This is a genomic window from Erythrobacter epiphyticus, from assembly GCF_034653295.1.
In the GTDB taxonomy this organism is placed as follows: domain Bacteria; phylum Pseudomonadota; class Alphaproteobacteria; order Sphingomonadales; family Sphingomonadaceae; genus Erythrobacter.
Window position 1 is genome coordinate 402,731 of the sequence record NZ_JAYEEU010000009.1, and the last position, 16,282, is coordinate 419,012.

Below are 16,282 nucleotides of genomic sequence, written 5' to 3' on the forward strand. Positions count from 1 at the left end.
TCATGAACGCGACGATCAATCCCACCATTCTCACCCCGCTGCTGGATGTGCTCGACCTTGTCGGTATCGCGCTGTTCGCGCTGTCCGGCGCGGTGATCGCCGCCAAGCAACGCCAGACTTTCGTGACGATGGCGTTCTTCGCGCTGGTGACGGGCGTGGGCGGCGGCACCGTGCGCGATCTGCTGATCGATGCGCCGGTGTTCTGGATGCGCGACCCGTGGGTGGCTGCGGTGTGCCTTTCGACCGCCCTGCTCGCATGGTTCACCCCTGTCCGGCTGTGGGATGGCAAGCTGATCGCCTATGCCGATGGCGCGGGGCTCGCGGCTTATGCCGTGCTCGGGAGCGCCAAGGCGCTGGCCTATGGCATCCCGCCAGTGCCCGCGGCCTTGATGGGGGTGATCACCGGGTGTGTCGGCGGGATCATCCGCGATGTGGTGGCAGGCCGCCCCTCGATCATCATGAGCCCGGAACTCTATGTCACCGCCGCCGCGCTCAGTTCGGCGCTGTGCATCGGCGGGATGCTGGCCGCGCGCCATTTCGGGATGCCCGATAGCTGGGCCTGGGGGATCGCCTTTGCCTGTGGCTTTGCCCTGCGCAGCGCCGCTATCCGTTGGGAAATCGGCCTGCCGAGCTACCGCGCCGGGGACTAGGGAATGCCGGGGCCCGGCACCAGCGGGGCCGGCGCTTCGCCATCCACCGGCCCGCCCGGATAGGATGGCGCCACGCGCGGCGTCAGCGGCACAAGCGGTTGTGCCGCACCTGCGGCCTGCGACGGCGACGGGGAGAACATCATGATGCCCCCTTCGGGATCAGGGCGCGCGGGGCCTGCGGCGAGCCGGGCCGCGGCATAGCGGCTGTCATCGAACTGCCCGCTGCTCGCCGTGCCAAAGCCGCCCGCGCCATAATCGATTGTCCCGATCCGTCCGTCATTGCCGATCCGGCAATCAAAGCGCGAGCCATTGAACACGGTTCCGCCGACGCGCCAACCCTGCGCGGTGCGCTGCACGGTTTCCACCTCGTCGACCCGGACATCGCGCGCAACGGCATCAAGGCACAGGTCAACCGCGCCATTCAGCCCGCCTGCATCGCCGGGGCGGCGCTCGCCATTGCGGAACTGCGGATCGCGGCGATCACGTTCCCAATCGCGCGGGGGATCACGATCGATCACCACCACCTCGCGGTCGCGGCGATTATTGTTCGCCGCCGAAGCAATCGCAGCAATGCCGCCAAGGATTACCACCCCGGCCAGCACATCACCCGCGCTCGGGCCGCGTCGCCAACCCCCGCGCCAGCCACGCCCGCGCCAGCCACGCCGGTGCCAACCGCCATCCCAGCCATGCCACTGGCTGCGATCCGCGCGCGTATCATAAACGCTCGCGGCAAAGGGGGCGATGATGACGGACTCGCCAAAGGTCAGTTCGCTCGCCGCGGCGGGGACAGGCGCTAGCGCTGCACCGGCAACCAGAACAGCAAGGGGAAGCTTGGGGCGGAATTGCAGAGCCATCTGCGTCCTCTCCTCGGGCACAAGTTCAATCAGACGAAAAGCGCGCCCAGCCACCACAGGGGCCAGACGCGCCTAAGCGGTTCAGGCTTGCAACAACCTGAACCGCTCGTGCGGAGCCCTATCTCAGACCGCGGATCCCGCCGAATTCAACGAACGGGCGGCCGCGCCCATCGGCGAAGCAATTGAACCGGCCGCGATCAAAATTGCGGCCCGAGAAGCCGGGTGAACCCTGCACTTCGAGAACGCCGCGTACACGGATCCGGCCATCGCGGGTGCGATCAATGTCGCGGATCTCGGTAACCTGGGCAAAGCGCCAACCGCCACGCCGCCGGGCCTCGATTTCAGCATTGCGGGCGCAGCGTTCAACCAGACCGCGATCCCCGCGACCAAAGCCGCGCCGCTCCCAGTTGCGGTCCCAGCCATCCCCCCCGCGCCAATTGGCCTCCTGCCAACCGCCGCGTTCGCGATCGCCGTCAAAAGCGCCTGCGAGCGCGGCAAGGCCGCCGACAATGGCAACACCGGCGATCACTTCTCCGGCGCTCGGACCACCCCGGCGATCATCAGCAGCAAGTGCCGGGCTGGCAGACGTAAGTGCCAGCGCGCCCGCTGCAAGAACAGCGGCAGCGCCTCTGGCAAGGGGGGCAGACGTGTTGAACATGGCTTTCATCCCTGGGCTGACACCGCAGCGGAATTGCCGGGGTGACAGGGATGTTGTGGCTGATTCGCGCTGTGGCGATGCTGAATCAGCTTGGCAGCCTTTGTTCATCTTGCGCTATCCCAAGCTGAACACACCGCCCCGCAACAAAAAAGGCCGGAGCATTGCTGCCCCGGCCCTTTGTGTATCCATGAAGGCGCGGATCAGGCGTCTTCGTATTCGCCTTCAGCCTGCACCGGGCCCGAATCCTGACCCTTGGCCGCTTCATCGCGATCAACCAGTTCGATCACCGCAATCGGGGCGGCGTCCGAAGCGCGGATGCCAGCCTTGATCACGCGGGTGTAGCCACCTTCGCGATCGGCGTAACGCTCGGCCAGAACGTCAAACAGCTTCTTGAGCTGGGTTTCATCGCCGAGACGGCTCATCGCCAGACGGCGATTGGAAAGCCCGCCGCGCTTCGCCAGCGTGATCAGCTTTTCCATGTAGGGGCGCAGTTCCTTGGCCTTGGGGACCGTGGTGGTGATCTGCTCGTGCTTGATCAGCGCCGCAGCCATGTTGCGAAACAGGGCGTTGCGGTGACCGGTCTTGCGGCCCAACTTACGGCCCGACATTCCATGACGCATATTCTCTACTCCGTTCGTAGGGAGCCCGTGCAAGGTAGCTCCATCCCGGTGGCCATTGCGGGCCGCCACCTTCGCCCTTCTCTTTGGCAAGCCGTCACGGGAGCAAATCCCGTGACGTCAGACGCGCTTCGCTCGCTGGCCGACTTCGCGGCAGCGCGTCACCAAGCTGGTGCTTGGTAACGCCACCGCTTGGCTTAACCAAGCAGCTCTTGTTCGAGCTTCTTGGCCATTTCCTCGATGTTCTCCGGCGGCCAGCCCGGGATGTCCATCCCGAGTCGCAGACCCATGCTGGAGAGCACTTCCTTGATCTCGTTGAGCGACTTGCGGCCGAAGTTCGGCGTGCGCAGCATCTCAGCCTCGGTCTTCTGGACCAGATCGCCGATGTAGATGATGTTGTCGTTCTTGAGGCAGTTGGCCGAACGCACCGACAGTTCCAGCTCGTCGACCTTCTTGAGAAGATAACGGTTCAGCTGGTTGGCGTCGCTTTCTTCCGGTGCCACGGCATGACCGATCATCGCGCCCTGCGGCTGCGGGATGCCGTCCTCGAAGTGGACGAACAGCGAAAGCTGATCCTGCAAGATGCGCGCAGCATAGGCCACGGCGTCTTCCGGGGTCACGGTGCCATCGGTTTCGACCGTCAGCGAGAGCTTGTCATAGTCAAGCTCTTGGCCAACGCGGGCGTTCTCGACCTTGTAGCTGACCTGACGGACCGGCGAATAAAGCGAGTCGACCGGAATGAGGCCGATCGGCGCATCAACCGGACGGTTCTGCACCGCAGGCGAGTAGCCCTTGCCGGTGTCAGCCGTCAGTTCCATGTTGAAGGTCGCGCCTTCATCAAGGTTGCAGATCACCAGATCCTTGTTCATCACCTCGATGTCGCCGGTGACAGCAATGTCACCTGCCTTGACTTCGCCCGGGCCGGTTGCCGAAAGCTGCAAACGCTTGGGGCCTTCGCCTTCCATCTTGAGCGCAATCTGCTTCACATTCAGAACGATGTCGGTGACATCTTCACGCACGCCGGCGAGCGACGAGAATTCGTGAAGGACGTTCTCGATCTTGATCGAGGTGATCGCCGCGCCTTGCAGGCTGGAAAGCAGGACCCGACGCAGCGCGTTGCCGAGCGTAAGGCCGAAGCCGCGCTCAAGCGGCTCGGCCACGAAAGTCGCCTTGCGCTGCCTGTCACCGCCGTCCTTGATTTCGAGGGTGTTGGGTTTCTTGAGTTCCTGCCAGTTCTTCGTGTTGACGGACATGGATTTCCCCTAATTCGCCTTGCGGCGGTTCAAATTGCTGGCGGGCCGGATGCGGGGCTTTCGAGGGAGCGGCGCATCAGACCCTGGACGATACAGCGGCGACCCACCGGGCCGCCGCAATATCGCAAGATCAGACGCGGCGACGCTTAGACGGACGCACGCCATTATGCGGGATCGGCGTCACATCACGGATCGAGGTGATGTTGAAGCCGACCGCAGCGAGCCCGCGCAGCGCGCTCTCACGGCCCGAACCCGGGCCCTTCACTTCCACCTCGAGGGTGCGCACACCGTGCTCGGCGGCCTTCTTGCCGGCGTCGTCAGCGGCGACCTGCGCGGCATAGGGAGTCGACTTGCGGCTGCCCTTGAAGCCCATCATCCCGGCGCTCGACCAGCTGATCGCATTGCCCTGCGCATCGGTGATGGTGATCATGGTGTTGTTGAAGCTGGCGTTGATGTGCGCAACGCCGCTGGTGATGTTCTTCTTGTCACGGCGCCGGATACGGCCTGGTTCGCGTGCCATTGTTCAGATTCCTTTAGCTCGAAAGAAGGGAAAAGCAGGTAAGCGCGAGGCTTGCCAGCTTACTTCTTCTTGCCCGCGATGGGCTTCGCCTTGCCCTTGCGGGTGCGGGCATTGGTGTGCGTGCGCTGACCGCGAACGGGCAGACCGTTACGGTGACGCAGGCCGCGATAGGCGCGAAGGTCCATCAGACGCTTGATGTTCATCGCGGTCTGGCGGCGCAGGTCACCTTCGACGGTGTGATCCGCGTCGATCGTTTCGCGGATGCGGAGGATTTCCTCATCCGAGAGATCCTGCACGCGGGCCGTGTGGGCGATGCCCAGCTTGTCGGCAATCTGCACCGCAGTGTGACGACCAATCCCATGAATATAGGTGAGCGCGATGATCACGCGCTTGTTGGTGGGGATATTGACCCCGGCAATACGAGCCACTTAATTCTCCATGCTCCACAGGGCGAGGCCTCAGCCGCAAACCCTATCTCAACGCTCCATCATCCGGCGGGGCCTGAACCCGCCACATCCCTCATCAGCGGGCATGCAAACGGCAAAAGTCCGGTCGGCACACGCGGACGCGTTGCCAGCCGAACTCGGTTCGAACCTGTCGAATGAGGTGCGCGCTTAGGGCGATTCGGCCGCTGCGTCAACCGTGTACCGTGAACAAACGGCAAAGACCTGTTCCGATGGCCTGACCTGCGACCGTGATCAGGCGAAAGTCTTGCCGATCAACGGGGCATGACAGGGCGGCTTATTTGTCCGAAAGATCGCTGAAAGCGGCCTCAACCTTGGGCTTGGCCGGCGGTTCCGACTTGGCAGGAGCAGGTTTGGCAGCGGGTTTTTCTGCGGCTTGTTCGGCAGGGGGCGCATCCTCATCGTGCTTTGGCGCCTCGCTCGACGCATCCGCGCCCTCACCCGGTCCCAGCAGATCCGCCAGCGCCTTGGCCTGCAAGCCGATCACTCCGTCCACCGCGCGCGCGATCACCGGGATCTCGTAACGCATATAGCCTGCGACATTATATTCCCAGACAAGCCGCGTGCCGCCCTGCTCCACCTTGGATATGGCGATGGTGAGAATGCCCGTCACCGGCTCGCTCTGCAACGGGCCGAGCGCACCCTGCATCCGCAGCGCGGTTTCCGGATAGGATTGGATCACCCGCATATGCTCAACACTGCCTTCGAGCGTGAAGCGCCCCGGCTCGTCGACTTCGGGGATGCGCTCGCAGAAACAGCCACCAGCGCTGGGCTTGAGCGAGAGATTGGCCGCATCGCCCGACCAGGTGTGCTCCTTCTGCCACCAGGTGTCCGGGCTGATCAGCGCAAGCCACGTCGCCTTGGCATCAGCCTCGACAATCACCTCATGGCGCACGATGAAGCCGGTACCATGTGTCTTGGTGACTTCAGCCGCCGCCGGTGCTCCTAGGCCCGCCGCCACCACAGCGGCAACAACCGGTGCCAGCTTGCACAATTTCGACCACCGCATCACCCACGCTCCCTTTGCGAACACCAGCACACGGCAGGCTTAAGCGCCTAGCTGGCGAGGATGCCGTCAATCGCGTTGGCCACGGCATCAATCGCGCCCATGCCATCAACCCGGCTGACAATCCCGCGCGCTTCATAGCCCGGCAGGATCGGCGCCGTCTTGGCGCGATATTCCGCCATACGGGTGCGCACGGTTTCCTCGTTATCATCAGGACGACGCCGGAAATCACTGCTGCCGCAAGCATCGCACTTGCCCGGCTCGGACGGCGGGTTGGCGGTGTCGTGATAGAGCGCCCCGCAGTTCCCGCAGGAAAAGCGCCCGGTGATGCGTTCCACCAGCGCGTCTTCGTTGACTTCAAGCTCGATCACGTGATCGAGCGCGCGCCCATTCTTGGCCAGGATCGCATCGAGCGCATCGGCCTGCGCCGCAGTGCGCGGATAGCCATCGAAAATCGCGCCGGTTTCGGGCCCCATGCTGGCGAGTTCATCATCGATCAGCGCGGAAACGATCTCGTCGGAGACGAGTTCGCCCCGCTCCATCACGGCCTTGGCCTTGAGCCCGACCGGCGTGCCCGCCTTGACCGCGGCGCGCAGCATGTCGCCGGTGGAAAGCTGGCGCATCCCGTGCCGCTCGACGAGGCCGGCGCTCTGCGTTCCCTTGCCAGCACCGGGAGGGCCGAGAAGAATGATGTTCACGTAAGGCTCTCCCCAATCATGCCCGTGGTTCGTACCGCAGGCCTTGCTTCAACAAATGGAGTTTCAACAATGCTGCGCGGCAACGCCCAAGCCCGATGACAGCTTGGATCAGCGCATCCGGCCTTTCAGCTTAGCCTTCTTGATCAGGTCAGCATATTGGTGCGCGAGCAAATGTGACTGCACCTGACTGATGGTATCCACAGTCACGTTGACGACGATCAACAGGCTCGTCCCGCCAAGGAACAGCGGAATGCCGGTCTGGGCAATCATATACTCGGGAATGACGCAGACCAGCGTGAGGTAGATCGCCCCCACCACAGTGATGCGGGTCAGCACATATTCGAGATGCTCGGCGGTGCGCTTGCCCGGACGGATGCCGGGGATGAACCCGCCATTCTTCTTGAGATTGTCCGCCGTCTCTTCCGGGTTGAACACCACCGCGGTGTAGAAGAAGCAGAAGAAGATGATGCCGATCGCATAGAGCGACATGTAGAGCGGCTGGCCGTGCGCGAGATACTGGTTCAGCGTCACGATGAAATTGCCCATCGTGCTGTCCGTATTCACCGAGTTGCCGGCGAATTGCGAAATCGTCAGCGGCAGCAGCAACAGCGAGCTGGCGAAGATCGGCGGGATCACGCCTGCCGTGTTGATCTTGAGCGGCAGGTGCGAACGATCCGCCTGCATCATGCCGCGCTCGGTCGCACGCTTGGGATATTGGATCAGCAAGCGGCGCTGTGCCCGCTCCATGTAGGAGATCAGCAGGATCAGCGCCACCACCATCGCGATGAACCCGATGATGATCACCGGCTGGATCGAGCCCGTGCGGCCGCCTTCGAACAGGTTGGACACGAAGGTCGGGAACTGGGCCACGATCCCCGCCATGATGATCAGCGAGATGCCGTTGCCGATCCCTCTGCTGGTCATCTGCTCACCGAGCCACAAGAGGAACATCGTTCCGCCGACAAGGTTGATCACCGAGACAATGCGGAACATGTAACCCGGATCAACCACGGCTTGCAGCCCGCTTTGCGCGCCGAAGCTTTCAAGGCCCACCGCCAGGAAGTAGCCCTGGATCGCGCACAGGAACACCGTGCCATAGCGGGTATATTGGTTGAGCTTCTGGCGCCCACTGGCGCCTTCCTTTTTGAGCGCCGCCAACGCCGGATGCAGCGCCGAGGCCATCTGCACCACGATCGAGGCGGTGATGTAGGGCATCACGCCAAGCGCGATGAGGCTCATGCGCTCAAGGCTGCCGCCAGAAAAGGTGTTGAAGATGTCGAGAATGCCGCCGCGGGTCTGATCATACAGCTCGCTGAGGATCAGCGGGTTGACGCCGGGCAGCGGCACGAAGCTGAGAAAGCGGAAGACAATCAGCGCGCCGATGGTGAACCAGATGCGCTGGCGCAGTTCGGTGGCCTTGGCGAAATTGCCGAGGTTGAGATTGCTTGCGATATTGTCGGCGCGTGAAGCCATGGTGTCTGATCGATCCTAGCCTGAGGCCTGAAGCCCTAGGCGCAGATGCGCTGGGATTGCAAGCCGACCCTTGCGACCTTCCCACCAACTCCGCCCGGGGACATGAGGAGCGGAAAGCGTCGCGAAGGCTAAATAGGAAGCGCGCAGGGTTTTGTCGAACCCTGCGCGCTCCGATTTTTGCGCTCTTAGTTGGCCTTGGCTGCGCGCGCGGCCTTGTTGGCATCGCGGCGGGCCAGCTTCTTCTCGTGCTCAGGCGTCGCAGGCGGAGCCACGGTCACGGTACCGCCAGCGGCTTCAACCGCAGCGATCGCGCCCTTGGTCGCGCCGGTCACGGCGAACTTGGCCTTGGCGGTGAAGCCGCCCTTGCCGAGCAGACGCACGCCATCCTTGCCGCCCCGCACGAGACCCGCAGCGCGCAGCGCCTCTTCGGTGATCTCGGCCTTGGCATCGAGCTTGCCAGCGTCGATGAACTTCTGGATCATGCCAGTGTTCACCTCGGCATAGTCCTTGCCGAAGGGATTGTTGAAGCCGCGCTTCGGCAGGCGCATGTGCAGCGGCATCTGACCGCCTTCAAAGCCCTTGATCGCGACGCCCGAACGGGCCTTCTGGCCCTTCTGACCGCGTGCCGAGGTCTTGCCCTTGCCCGAACCGATACCACGGCCCACGCGCATGCGGCCCTTACGGGCACCGGCATTGTCACGGATGTCATTCAGTTTCATTGTGTGCACTCGCTTTCGCTTTTGTCGCGCCTAATGTTCCATGCGGAAAAAAGTAAAGCCTCCCGGAGTTTCAGGGAGCTCCGTCATTTCCACCTCTACGATCTCTTCCCAGCTGATCTTGGCACCACCCCCGTGAGGAACAGATGCCAGTATCGGCTCGTCTCGGATCATATCCAAAGATTTGGCCTTCGCCTCGTCTTCACTGCTGGCCTCGACCCAGACGGTCTTGAACCAACCCATCGAAGCCTTCTCGCCGTCCACTTCCAGGGGAAAGTTCTCCCCCAGAAGCAGAAGACGAAAATGCATTAGTCGACGACCTGCACCAGATGCGGGATCTTGGCGATCGCGCCGCGCACTTCAGGGGTATCCTGACGCTCGACGATCTTGTGCATCTTGTTCAGCCCCAGACCGATGAGGATCTGGCGCTGGCTGGCGGGACGACGGATCGGCGAACCGATCTGCTTGATCTTGATGGTAGCCATCTGGGATTACTCCGCAATCGCCGCAGCGTCGGCTTCCGCCTCGGCTGCGCTGGCCCCGCCCCGACCGAGGAGGTCGGCAACCTTCTTGCCGCGACGCTGAGCCACCGACTTCGGCGAAGTCTGGCTCGACAGCGCGTCGAAGGTGGCGCGGATCATGTTGTAGGGGTTCGAGGTGCCGACCGACTTGGTCACCACGTCGGCAACACCGAGGCTTTCAAACACAGCGCGCATCGGACCACCGGCGATGATGCCAGTCCCCGGAGGTGCGGTGCGAACGGTCACCTTGCCCGCGCCGAAACGGCCATTGCCGTCGTGGTGCAGGGTGCGGCCTTCCTTGAGCGGCACGCGGATCATCTTCTTGCGCGCCGAAGCCGTCGCCTTGGTGATCGCTTCGGGCACTTCACGCGCCTTGCCATGACCAAAGCCGACCCGGCCCTGACCATCGCCCACCACGACGAGCGCAGCAAAGCCGAAGCGCTTACCGCCCTTCACCGTCTTGGAGACGCGGTTGATGTGCACCAGCTTTTCGATGATGCCGTCATCTTCTTCTTCGCGCTTGCCACGGTTGCCATCACGGCCCCCGCGACCACGCCCACGGCCTTCACCGCCTTCGCGGTTGCCGCCACGGCCACGGCCACGACGACCCTGCTGCTCACCGGCTTCTTCGGTGGCTTCCGGGGTATCGATCACGATTTCGGGATTTTCAGTGTTCTCGGTCATGATCAGAACTCCAGCCCGCCTTCACGGGCGGCATCGGCCAGCGCCTTGACGCGGCCATGGAACAGGAACCCGCCGCGATCAAACACGACAGTGGTCACGCCCGCAGCCTTGGCGGCTTCGGCGATCTGCTTGCCAACAATAGCCGCAGCAGCGACATTGGCGCCGCTGACATCCGAGCCCAGGCTCGAAGCGGCAGCCAGCGTACGGCCGGCGGCGTCATCGATGATCTGGGCGTAGATGTGACGCCCGGTGCGGTGCACCGACAGGCGCGGCTTGCCACCGGCACGGGCCCGCAACGCAGTGCGGACGCGGCGGCGACGGCGATCGAAAAGAGAAAGCTTTGCCATCTTACTTCTTCTTCCCTTCCTTGCGGAAGATATACTCGCCGCGATAGGCAATGCCCTTGCCCTTGTACGGCTCAGGCTTGCGCCAACGGCGGATTTCGGCGGCAAACTGGCCAACGGCCTGCTTGTCGATGCCCGAGATCTCGATGGTGGTCTGATCCGGCGTCTTCACTTCGAGGCCTTCCGGCACATCGAGATCGACATCGTGGCTGTAGCCGAGCTGGAGCTTCAGCTTGCGGCCCTGCGCGTTGGCACGGTAGCCGACGCCCTTGATGTCGAGGGTCTTGGTGAAGCCCTGGGTCACACCTTCAACAAGGTTCGACACCAGCGTGCGCTGCATGCCCCAGAAGGCCCGCGCCTGCTTGCTGTCATTGGCCGGCTTGACCATGATCTCGCCTTCTTCGACCTTGTAATCGATGAAGTCGGACAGGCCGAGCGTCAGGGCGCCCTTGGGGCCCTTCACGCTGAGAACGCCGTTGTCGATGGTGGCCGTCACCCCGCCGGGGATCGCCACGGGACGTTTACCGATGCGGCTCATCAGAACACCTCCGCAAGCACTTCGCCGCCGACATTGTTGGCGCGTGCTTCGGCATCCGAGAGCACGCCCTTCGGCGTCGAGACGATGGTGATGCCAAGGCCGTTGCGGACAGTCGGAAGTTCCTTGGAACCCGAATAGATCCGGCGGCCCGGCTTGGAGACGCGAGCGACATGCTTGATTGCCGGCTCGCCTTCGAAATATTTCAGTTCGATCCGCAGCGTCGGATGCTTCGCCGAAGTGTCCTCGGAATAGCCACGGATGTAGCCTTCGCGCTGGAGCACTTCGAGAACATTGGCGCGCAGCTTGCTGGCAGGAGTCAGGACAGAGTCCTTCTTCGCCTGCTGGCCGTTGCGGATGCGGGTGAGCATATCACCCAAAGGATCGGTCATAGCCATCTGTAAATCCTCACCAGCTCGACTTGGTCAGGCCCGGAACGAGGCCCTTGTTGCCGAGATCGCGCAGTTCGATACGGTTGATGCCGAACTTGCGGTAATAGCCGCGCGGGCGGCCGGTGGTGGCGCAGCGGTTGCGCACCCGGGTCGGGTTCGCGTTGCGCGGAAGCTCCGCCATCTTGAGACGCGCGACAAGGCGCTCGGTCTCGTCAAGCGAGGTGTCGTTGGCAATCGCCTTCAGCTTCTCGTACTTCGCAGCGTACTGCTTGACGAGCTTCTTGCGACGCTCATTCTTGTTGATCGAACTCAGTTTCGCCATGGACTTAAGCTCTCTTCTTTCCTGTCTCTAGCGGGAAGCGGCTCACGCCGCCTCCTTCTGTTCTGGTGCCTGTGCGCTCGGGGCTTCACCCTGGAACGGGAAGCCGAACAAACGCAGCAATTCGCGCGCTTCTTCGTCGGTCTTGGCGGTGGTGGTCACGATGATGTCCATCCCCCGCACCTTCTCGATCTTGTCGTAGCTGATTTCCGGGAACACGATCTGTTCCTTCAGACCCATGGCGTAGTTGCCCCGGCCATCAAAGGACTTCGCATTCAGCCCGCGGAAGTCGCGGATACGCGGCATCGCCACGGTGACAAGACGATCGAGGAATTCGTACATGCGCTCACGACGCAAGGTCACCTTGCAACCGATCGGCATGCCTTCGCGCAGCTTGAACTGTGCGATCGACTTCTTGGCCTTGGTGATGACCGGCTTCTGGCCGGCAATCAGCGCCATTTCCTCGGCAGCGGTCTGGACCTTCTTCTTGTCCTGGCTCGCTTCGCCCACGCCCATGTTGAGCGTGATCTTTTCAAGACGCGGCACTTCCAGCGCGTTCTTGTAGCCGAACTTTTCCGTCATCGCCTTGACGATTTCGGTTTCGTACTTCGCCTTGAGGCGCGGTGTGTAAGCGGCCTTAGCCATCGATGGTCTCCCCACTCTTCACGGCCACGCGCACCTTCTTGCCGTTCTTTTCTTCGAAACGGACGCGGGTGGGCTTGCCAGTCTTGGGATCGGCCAGAGCAACCTTCGAGATGTGCATCGGAGCCGGGAAACGGTCGATGCCACCCTGCGGGTTCTGCTGGCTCGGCTTGCGGTGACGGGCGGCGATGTTGATACCTTCAACCACCACCTTGCCATCCTTCGGCATGACCTGCGCGACCACACCGGTGCGGCCCTTGTCCTTGCCCGACAGCACGACGACGTTGTCGCCCTTCTTGATCTTGGCAGCGCTCATCACAGCACCTCCGGCGCAAGCGAGATGATCTTCATGAAGCCGCGGCCACGCAGTTCGCGGACCACCGGGCCAAAGATACGGGTGCCGATCGGCTCCTCGTTCTTGTTCACGAGCACCGCTGCATTGCTGTCAAAGCGGATCACGCTACCATCGGGACGACGCACGTCCTTCTTGGTGCGCACGATCACGGCGCGGTGCACGTCACCCTTCTTCACCTTGGTGCGCGGCTGAGCTTCCTTCACGGAAACCACGATCACGTCGCCCACGGAAGCAGTCCGACGCTTCGACCCGCCCAGCACCTTGATGCACTGGACGCGCTTGGCGCCGCTGTTGTCCGCGACGTCGAGATTGGATTGCATCTGGATCATTGATCCGTCTTCCTTCTCACTGGCTTACCGGGACTGCCAAATTTGACTGGCGCCCGGCAGTTCCGTTAAACGTCAAACTCAGTTGCCTGCCGCGGCAACATCGAGATCGGCTTCGATAGCCTGGACCCCGCCAGCCACGACCCGATCCTTGACGGTCCAGGTCTTGGTCTTGGAGATCGGACGGGTCTCTTCGATCCGGACCACATCGCCCACGGCATATTCGTTGTTTTCGTCGTGCGCGTGATACTTCTTCGAACGACGGATGATCTTCCCGTAGAGCGGGTGACGCACCTTACGTTCGACCTTCACGGTCACGGTCTTGTCAGTCTTGTCGGAAGTGACAGTCCCGACGAGGATACGCTTCGGCATTGTCTAACTCCCTTACGCCTTGGCGGCGGCAGCAGCCGCACGCTCGGATTGCAGCGTCTTGATCTGAGCGATCGAACGCCGCACCTGCCGGATGCGCGAAGGCGCTTCGAGCTGGTTGGTCGCAGCCTGAAACCGCAGATTGAACTGCTCGCGCTTGAGCTCGACAAGCTCGGCAGCGAGTTGATCATCGGTCTTGGTGCGAAGGTCCGCAATATCGGCCATTATTCGCCTCCCAGGTGGCTGGTGTCACCCAGACGGGCGACTACTTTGGTCTTGATCGGCAGCTTCATCGCCGCACGCTCGAAAGCTTCGGCGGCCAGCGGGCCGGCAACGCCATCGAGTTCGAACAGGATACGGCCCGGCTTAACGCGGGCTGCCCAATATTCGACCGAACCCTTGCCCTTACCCTGACGGACTTCGGCAGGCTTCTTCGACACCGGCACATCCGGGAACACGCGGATCCACAGACGGCCCTGACGGCGGATGTGGCGGGTGATCGCACGACGGGCGGCTTCGATCTGCCGCGCGGTGATCCGCTCGGGTTCCAGCGCCTTGAGGCCATAGGAGCCGAAGTTCAGCGTGGTGCCACCCTTGGCCTCACCCTTGATCCGGCCCTTGAAAGCCTTGCGAAACTTGGTTTTCTTCGGTTGCAACATGATCTGTTACCTTTAGCGAGCGGGCCGGACGCCGGACGTCTGCGCTTCCATCATCAGGCGATCCTGTGCGGTCGGATCGTGAGCGAGGATTTCGCCCTTGAAGATCCAGCACTTGATCCCGATGATGCCATAAGCGGTCAGCGCTTCCGCTTCGGCATAATCGATGTTGGCGCGCAGGGTGTGAAGCGGCACACGGCCTTCACGGTACCATTCGACGCGGGCGATTTCCGCACCACCCAAACGACCACCGCACACGATCTTGATGCCTTCGGCACCCAGACGCAGCGCCGACTGCACGGCGCGCTTCATCGCGCGGCGGAACGCCACGCGGCGCACCAGCTGGTCGGCGATGCCCTGTGCGACGAGCTTGGCATCGATTTCCGGCTTGCGGATTTCGACGATGTTCAGCTTCACATCGCTCTTAGTCATCGTCGCAAGCTTCGAACGCAGCTTTTCGATGTCCGCGCCCTTCTTGCCGATGATGACACCCGGACGCGCCGCATAGATCGACACGCGGCACAGCTTGGCCGGACGCTCGATCACCACCTTGGAAATCGCTGCCTGCGGCAGGTTTTCCATGATGTACTTGCGGATCGCGAGGTCTTCCTTGAGCAGGCCCGCATAATCACGCCCTTCGGCGTACCAGCGGCTGTCCCAGGTGCGGTTGATCTGCAGGCGCAGACCGATCGGATTGCTCTTCTGGCCCATGACTTACGCCTCTTCTGCTTCACGCACCACGATCCGCAGCCGCGAAAACGGCTTGAGGATGCGGGTCGACTTGCCGCGGCCACGGGTGTGGAACCGCTTCATCGTGATCGACTTGCCCACCGAGGCTTCTGCCACGATCAGCGAGTCCACATCGAGATTGTGGTTGTTTTCCGCATTCGCGATGGCCGAAGCGAGCACCTTGCTCGCATCCTTCGCCATTGCGCGCTTCGAAAAGGCGAGGATATTCAACGCCTCTTCAGCCTTCTTGCCACGGATCAGGGCCGCAACGAGATTGAGCTTCTGCGCCGAACCACGAATGGTGGTGCCGACGGCCAGCGCCTCGTTATCGCCCACGCGGCGGGGTGCCTTTGCCTTGCTCATCAGCGCTTGCCCTTCTTGTCAGCAGCGTGACCCGGGAACGTGCGCGTGGGCGCGAATTCGCCGAGCTTGTGGCCAACCATTTCTTCCGAAACCGAGACCGGGATAAACTTGTGCCCGTTGTAGACGTTGAAGGTGAGTCCAACGAACTGCGGCAGGATGGTCGAACGGCGCGACCAGGTCTTGATCGGCTTGGTGTTGTTCGTGTCCTGTGCGACTTCGGCCTTCTTGAGCAGGCTCAATTCGACAAACGGACCTTTCCAGACGGAACGTGCCATCGTCTCTTACCTCTTCTTCTTCGCGTGACGCGAACGGATGATCATCTTGTCCGTCTGCTTGTTGTGACGGGTGCGTGCGCCCTTGGTCGGCTTGCCCCACGGGGTCACCGGATGGCGACCGCCCGAGGTGCGGCCTTCACCACCACCATGGGGGTGATCGACCGGGTTCTTCGCAACGCCGCGGGTCAGCGGACGCTTGCCCATCCAGCGCGAACGGCCGGCCTTGGCAAAGTTCTGGTTGGCGTTGTCGGGGTTCGACACCGCACCCACCGTGCCCATGCAATCGGCACGCAGGTAACGCTGCTCGCCCGAGTTGAGGCGCACGATCACCAGCGTACGGTCACGACCGACGACCTGCACATAGGTGCCGGCCGAACGGGCGATTTGACCGCCCTTGCCCGGCTTCATCTCGACGTTGTGGCAGATCGTGCCGACCGGCATCTGACCGAGCAGCATCGCGTTGCCCGGCTTGGTGTCGGTCTTTTCGCCTGCCACCACCGTGTCACCGACAGCAAGACGCTGGGGCGCGATGATGTAAGCCTGTTCACCGTCCTCATACTTGATGAGCGCGATGAACGCGGTGCGGTTCGGGTCATATTCCAGACGCTCGACCGTAGCCGGCATGTCCCACTTCCGACGCTTGAAGTCGATGAAGCGGTACTTCTGCTTGTGACCACCGGCGATACCACGTGAGGTGACATGACCCTTGTTGTTGCGGCCACCGGTCTTGCGCTTACCTTCGGTAAGCGCCTTGACCGGCTTGCCCTTCCACAGGGCCGACTTGTCGACCAGGATCAGACCGCGACGCGCGGGACTGGTCGGCTTGTAGTTCTTGAGTGCCATTGTTCGTGTCCTGTCCCTTG

General features: G+C 62.5%; 28 protein-coding genes. 1 reads left to right on the forward strand and 27 read right to left on the reverse strand.

The genetic code is table 11. The features are described from left to right. Positions 1-2 precede the first annotated feature (2 nt). Positions 3-650, forward strand: a complete 648-nt coding sequence (locus SOQ14_RS12820; protein WP_322898507.1) for a trimeric intracellular cation channel family protein — start codon at positions 3-5, stop codon at positions 648-650. Here SOQ14_RS12820 and SOQ14_RS12825 read toward each other — a convergent pair. The 27 genes from SOQ14_RS12825 to rplB form a co-directional block, all read right to left on the reverse strand. Continuing rightward, entirely contained in the window at positions 647-1,504 is an 858-nt protein-coding gene (locus tag SOQ14_RS12825; protein WP_322898508.1) for a hypothetical protein, read from the reverse strand. The genes SOQ14_RS12820 and SOQ14_RS12825 overlap by 4 nt on opposite strands. A 118-nt stretch (positions 1,505-1,622) precedes the next feature. After that, the gene (locus SOQ14_RS12830; protein ID WP_322898509.1) at positions 1,623-2,162 is read right to left on the reverse strand and encodes a hypothetical protein; all 540 of its coding nucleotides are present in this window, start codon (positions 2,160-2,162) and stop codon (positions 1,623-1,625) included. A gap of 200 nt (positions 2,163-2,362) precedes the next feature. After that, positions 2,363-2,782, reverse strand: a complete 420-nt coding sequence (rplQ, locus tag SOQ14_RS12835) for a 50S ribosomal protein L17 (protein ID WP_322898510.1) — start codon at positions 2,780-2,782, stop codon at positions 2,363-2,365. A 194-nt stretch (positions 2,783-2,976) separates the two neighbouring features. Then, positions 2,977-4,032, reverse strand: coding sequence for a DNA-directed RNA polymerase subunit alpha (locus tag SOQ14_RS12840; protein WP_322898511.1), 1,056 nt, complete (start codon positions 4,030-4,032; stop codon positions 2,977-2,979). Positions 4,033-4,162: 130 nt separating this feature from the next. Continuing rightward, positions 4,163-4,552: a 30S ribosomal protein S11 gene (rpsK, locus tag SOQ14_RS12845; protein ID WP_017666383.1), complete on the reverse strand. Its 390-nt coding sequence runs from the start codon at positions 4,550-4,552 to the stop codon at positions 4,163-4,165. Positions 4,553-4,611: 59 nt separating this feature from the next. Then, positions 4,612-4,980, reverse strand: coding sequence for a 30S ribosomal protein S13 (rpsM, locus tag SOQ14_RS12850; RefSeq protein WP_322898512.1), 369 nt, complete (start codon positions 4,978-4,980; stop codon positions 4,612-4,614). A 313-nt stretch (positions 4,981-5,293) separates the two neighbouring features. After that, positions 5,294-6,025: an SRPBCC family protein gene (locus SOQ14_RS12855; RefSeq protein WP_322898513.1), complete on the reverse strand. Its 732-nt coding sequence runs from the start codon at positions 6,023-6,025 to the stop codon at positions 5,294-5,296. Between the two features lie 47 nt (positions 6,026-6,072). Then, positions 6,073-6,720 carry an adenylate kinase gene (locus SOQ14_RS12860; protein ID WP_322898514.1) on the reverse strand — a complete coding sequence of 216 codons (648 nt, stop codon included), beginning with the start codon at positions 6,718-6,720 and terminating at the stop codon, positions 6,073-6,075. A 108-nt stretch (positions 6,721-6,828) separates the two neighbouring features. After that, positions 6,829-8,193 (reverse strand): preprotein translocase subunit SecY, encoded by a 1,365-nt coding sequence (gene secY / locus SOQ14_RS12865; RefSeq protein WP_322898515.1) that lies wholly within the window; start codon positions 8,191-8,193, stop codon positions 6,829-6,831. A gap of 185 nt (positions 8,194-8,378) precedes the next feature. Further along, the gene (gene rplO / locus SOQ14_RS12870; RefSeq protein WP_322898516.1) at positions 8,379-8,912 is read right to left on the reverse strand and encodes a 50S ribosomal protein L15; all 534 of its coding nucleotides are present in this window, start codon (positions 8,910-8,912) and stop codon (positions 8,379-8,381) included. Between the two features lie 30 nt (positions 8,913-8,942). Beyond that, the gene (locus SOQ14_RS12875) at positions 8,943-9,218 is read right to left on the reverse strand and encodes a hypothetical protein (protein ID WP_322898517.1); all 276 of its coding nucleotides are present in this window, start codon (positions 9,216-9,218) and stop codon (positions 8,943-8,945) included. After that, positions 9,218-9,394 carry a 50S ribosomal protein L30 gene (gene rpmD, locus SOQ14_RS12880; protein ID WP_066529830.1) on the reverse strand — a complete coding sequence of 59 codons (177 nt, stop codon included), beginning with the start codon at positions 9,392-9,394 and terminating at the stop codon, positions 9,218-9,220. Before rpmD ends, SOQ14_RS12875 begins: the two co-directional genes overlap by 1 nt. Positions 9,395-9,400: 6 nt before the next feature. Further along, positions 9,401-10,114: a 30S ribosomal protein S5 gene (rpsE, locus tag SOQ14_RS12885; RefSeq protein ID WP_322898518.1), complete on the reverse strand. Its 714-nt coding sequence runs from the start codon at positions 10,112-10,114 to the stop codon at positions 9,401-9,403. Positions 10,115-10,116: 2 nt separating this feature from the next. Beyond that, positions 10,117-10,461, reverse strand: coding sequence for a 50S ribosomal protein L18 (gene rplR, locus SOQ14_RS12890; RefSeq protein ID WP_322898519.1), 345 nt, complete (start codon positions 10,459-10,461; stop codon positions 10,117-10,119). Position 10,462: 1 nt separating this feature from the next. Then, positions 10,463-10,996: a 50S ribosomal protein L6 gene (gene rplF, locus SOQ14_RS12895; protein ID WP_322898520.1), complete on the reverse strand. Its 534-nt coding sequence runs from the start codon at positions 10,994-10,996 to the stop codon at positions 10,463-10,465. Next, positions 10,996-11,391 carry a 30S ribosomal protein S8 gene (gene rpsH, locus SOQ14_RS12900; RefSeq protein WP_322898521.1) on the reverse strand — a complete coding sequence of 132 codons (396 nt, stop codon included), beginning with the start codon at positions 11,389-11,391 and terminating at the stop codon, positions 10,996-10,998. The genes rplF and rpsH overlap by 1 nt, the downstream gene beginning before the upstream one ends. A gap of 10 nt (positions 11,392-11,401) precedes the next feature. Continuing rightward, entirely contained in the window at positions 11,402-11,707 is a 306-nt protein-coding gene (gene rpsN / locus SOQ14_RS12905; protein ID WP_322898522.1) for a 30S ribosomal protein S14, read from the reverse strand. Positions 11,708-11,749: 42 nt separating this feature from the next. Further along, positions 11,750-12,349, reverse strand: a complete 600-nt coding sequence (rplE, locus tag SOQ14_RS12910; protein ID WP_322898523.1) for a 50S ribosomal protein L5 — start codon at positions 12,347-12,349, stop codon at positions 11,750-11,752. Beyond that, positions 12,342-12,662 (reverse strand): 50S ribosomal protein L24, encoded by a 321-nt coding sequence (gene rplX, locus SOQ14_RS12915; protein ID WP_322898524.1) that lies wholly within the window; start codon positions 12,660-12,662, stop codon positions 12,342-12,344. Before rplX ends, rplE begins: the two co-directional genes overlap by 8 nt. After that, positions 12,662-13,030 (reverse strand): 50S ribosomal protein L14, encoded by a 369-nt coding sequence (rplN, locus tag SOQ14_RS12920; RefSeq protein ID WP_006831888.1) that lies wholly within the window; start codon positions 13,028-13,030, stop codon positions 12,662-12,664. Before rplN ends, rplX begins: the two co-directional genes overlap by 1 nt. A 78-nt stretch (positions 13,031-13,108) precedes the next feature. Continuing rightward, positions 13,109-13,399 (reverse strand): 30S ribosomal protein S17, encoded by a 291-nt coding sequence (gene rpsQ, locus SOQ14_RS12925; protein WP_322898525.1) that lies wholly within the window; start codon positions 13,397-13,399, stop codon positions 13,109-13,111. Between the two features lie 12 nt (positions 13,400-13,411). Continuing rightward, positions 13,412-13,621, reverse strand: a complete 210-nt coding sequence (gene rpmC, locus SOQ14_RS12930; RefSeq protein ID WP_322898526.1) for a 50S ribosomal protein L29 — start codon at positions 13,619-13,621, stop codon at positions 13,412-13,414. Further along, complete coding sequence (gene rplP, locus SOQ14_RS12935) at positions 13,621-14,055, reverse strand: 50S ribosomal protein L16 (RefSeq protein ID WP_322898527.1); 435 nt, start codon at positions 14,053-14,055, stop codon at positions 13,621-13,623. Before rplP ends, rpmC begins: the two co-directional genes overlap by 1 nt. Before the next feature lie 12 nt (positions 14,056-14,067). After that, the gene (gene rpsC / locus SOQ14_RS12940; protein ID WP_322898528.1) at positions 14,068-14,763 is read right to left on the reverse strand and encodes a 30S ribosomal protein S3; all 696 of its coding nucleotides are present in this window, start codon (positions 14,761-14,763) and stop codon (positions 14,068-14,070) included. Between the two features lie 3 nt (positions 14,764-14,766). Further along, complete coding sequence (gene rplV, locus SOQ14_RS12945; RefSeq protein WP_322898529.1) at positions 14,767-15,144, reverse strand: 50S ribosomal protein L22; 378 nt, start codon at positions 15,142-15,144, stop codon at positions 14,767-14,769. Beyond that, positions 15,144-15,419 carry a 30S ribosomal protein S19 gene (gene rpsS, locus SOQ14_RS12950; protein WP_322898530.1) on the reverse strand — a complete coding sequence of 92 codons (276 nt, stop codon included), beginning with the start codon at positions 15,417-15,419 and terminating at the stop codon, positions 15,144-15,146. Before rpsS ends, rplV begins: the two co-directional genes overlap by 1 nt. Positions 15,420-15,425: 6 nt before the next feature. Continuing rightward, positions 15,426-16,262: a 50S ribosomal protein L2 gene (rplB, locus tag SOQ14_RS12955; protein WP_322898531.1), complete on the reverse strand. Its 837-nt coding sequence runs from the start codon at positions 16,260-16,262 to the stop codon at positions 15,426-15,428. Positions 16,263-16,282 lie beyond the last annotated feature (20 nt).

Excerpts from the sequence above, each read along its gene's own strand:
- rpmD (WP_066529830.1), bottom strand. The coding sequence starts at position 9,394 with ATGGCTACCATCAAGATCAAGCAGATCGGTTCGCCGATCCGTCGTCCC.
- SOQ14_RS12875 (WP_322898517.1), bottom strand. The coding sequence starts at position 9,218 with ATGCATTTTCGTCTTCTGCTTCTGGGGGAGAACTTTCCCCTGGAAGTG.
- rplX (WP_322898524.1), bottom strand. The coding sequence starts at position 12,662 with ATGAGCGCTGCCAAGATCAAGAAGGGCGACAACGTCGTCGTGCTGTCG.
- rplE (WP_322898523.1), bottom strand. The coding sequence starts at position 12,349 with ATGGCTAAGGCCGCTTACACACCGCGCCTCAAGGCGAAGTACGAAACC.
- SOQ14_RS12855 (WP_322898513.1), bottom strand. The coding sequence starts at position 6,025 with ATGCGGTGGTCGAAATTGTGCAAGCTGGCACCGGTTGTTGCCGCTGTG.
- rplB (WP_322898531.1), bottom strand. The coding sequence starts at position 16,262 with ATGGCACTCAAGAACTACAAGCCGACCAGTCCCGCGCGTCGCGGTCTG.
- rpsC (WP_322898528.1), bottom strand. The coding sequence starts at position 14,763 with ATGGGCCAGAAGAGCAATCCGATCGGTCTGCGCCTGCAGATCAACCGC.
- rplO (WP_322898516.1), bottom strand. The coding sequence starts at position 8,912 with ATGAAACTGAATGACATCCGTGACAATGCCGGTGCCCGTAAGGGCCGC.
- rplV (WP_322898529.1), bottom strand. The coding sequence starts at position 15,144 with ATGAGCAAGGCAAAGGCACCCCGCCGCGTGGGCGATAACGAGGCGCTG.
- SOQ14_RS12825 (WP_322898508.1), bottom strand. The coding sequence starts at position 1,504 with ATGGCTCTGCAATTCCGCCCCAAGCTTCCCCTTGCTGTTCTGGTTGCC.
- SOQ14_RS12840 (WP_322898511.1), bottom strand. The coding sequence starts at position 4,032 with ATGTCCGTCAACACGAAGAACTGGCAGGAACTCAAGAAACCCAACACC.
- rpmC (WP_322898526.1), bottom strand. The coding sequence starts at position 13,621 with ATGGCCGATATTGCGGACCTTCGCACCAAGACCGATGATCAACTCGCT.
- rplN (WP_006831888.1), bottom strand. The coding sequence starts at position 13,030 with ATGATCCAGATGCAATCCAATCTCGACGTCGCGGACAACAGCGGCGCC.
- rpsK (WP_017666383.1), bottom strand. The coding sequence starts at position 4,552 with ATGGCACGCGAACCAGGCCGTATCCGGCGCCGTGACAAGAAGAACATC.
- rplP (WP_322898527.1), bottom strand. The coding sequence starts at position 14,055 with ATGTTGCAACCGAAGAAAACCAAGTTTCGCAAGGCTTTCAAGGGCCGG.
- SOQ14_RS12830 (WP_322898509.1), bottom strand. The coding sequence starts at position 2,162 with ATGTTCAACACGTCTGCCCCCCTTGCCAGAGGCGCTGCCGCTGTTCTT.
- secY (WP_322898515.1), bottom strand. The coding sequence starts at position 8,193 with ATGGCTTCACGCGCCGACAATATCGCAAGCAATCTCAACCTCGGCAAT.
- rpsH (WP_322898521.1), bottom strand. The coding sequence starts at position 11,391 with ATGGCTATGACCGATCCTTTGGGTGATATGCTCACCCGCATCCGCAAC.
- rplQ (WP_322898510.1), bottom strand. The coding sequence starts at position 2,782 with ATGCGTCATGGAATGTCGGGCCGTAAGTTGGGCCGCAAGACCGGTCAC.
- rpsS (WP_322898530.1), bottom strand. The coding sequence starts at position 15,419 with ATGGCACGTTCCGTCTGGAAAGGTCCGTTTGTCGAATTGAGCCTGCTC.
- rpsQ (WP_322898525.1), bottom strand. The coding sequence starts at position 13,399 with ATGCCGAAGCGTATCCTCGTCGGGACTGTCACTTCCGACAAGACTGAC.
- rpsN (WP_322898522.1), bottom strand. The coding sequence starts at position 11,707 with ATGGCGAAACTGAGTTCGATCAACAAGAATGAGCGTCGCAAGAAGCTC.
- rplR (WP_322898519.1), bottom strand. The coding sequence starts at position 10,461 with ATGGCAAAGCTTTCTCTTTTCGATCGCCGTCGCCGCCGCGTCCGCACT.
- rpsE (WP_322898518.1), bottom strand. The coding sequence starts at position 10,114 with ATGACCGAGAACACTGAAAATCCCGAAATCGTGATCGATACCCCGGAA.
- SOQ14_RS12820 (WP_322898507.1), top strand. The coding sequence starts at position 3 with ATGAACGCGACGATCAATCCCACCATTCTCACCCCGCTGCTGGATGTG.
- rplF (WP_322898520.1), bottom strand. The coding sequence starts at position 10,996 with ATGAGCCGCATCGGTAAACGTCCCGTGGCGATCCCCGGCGGGGTGACG.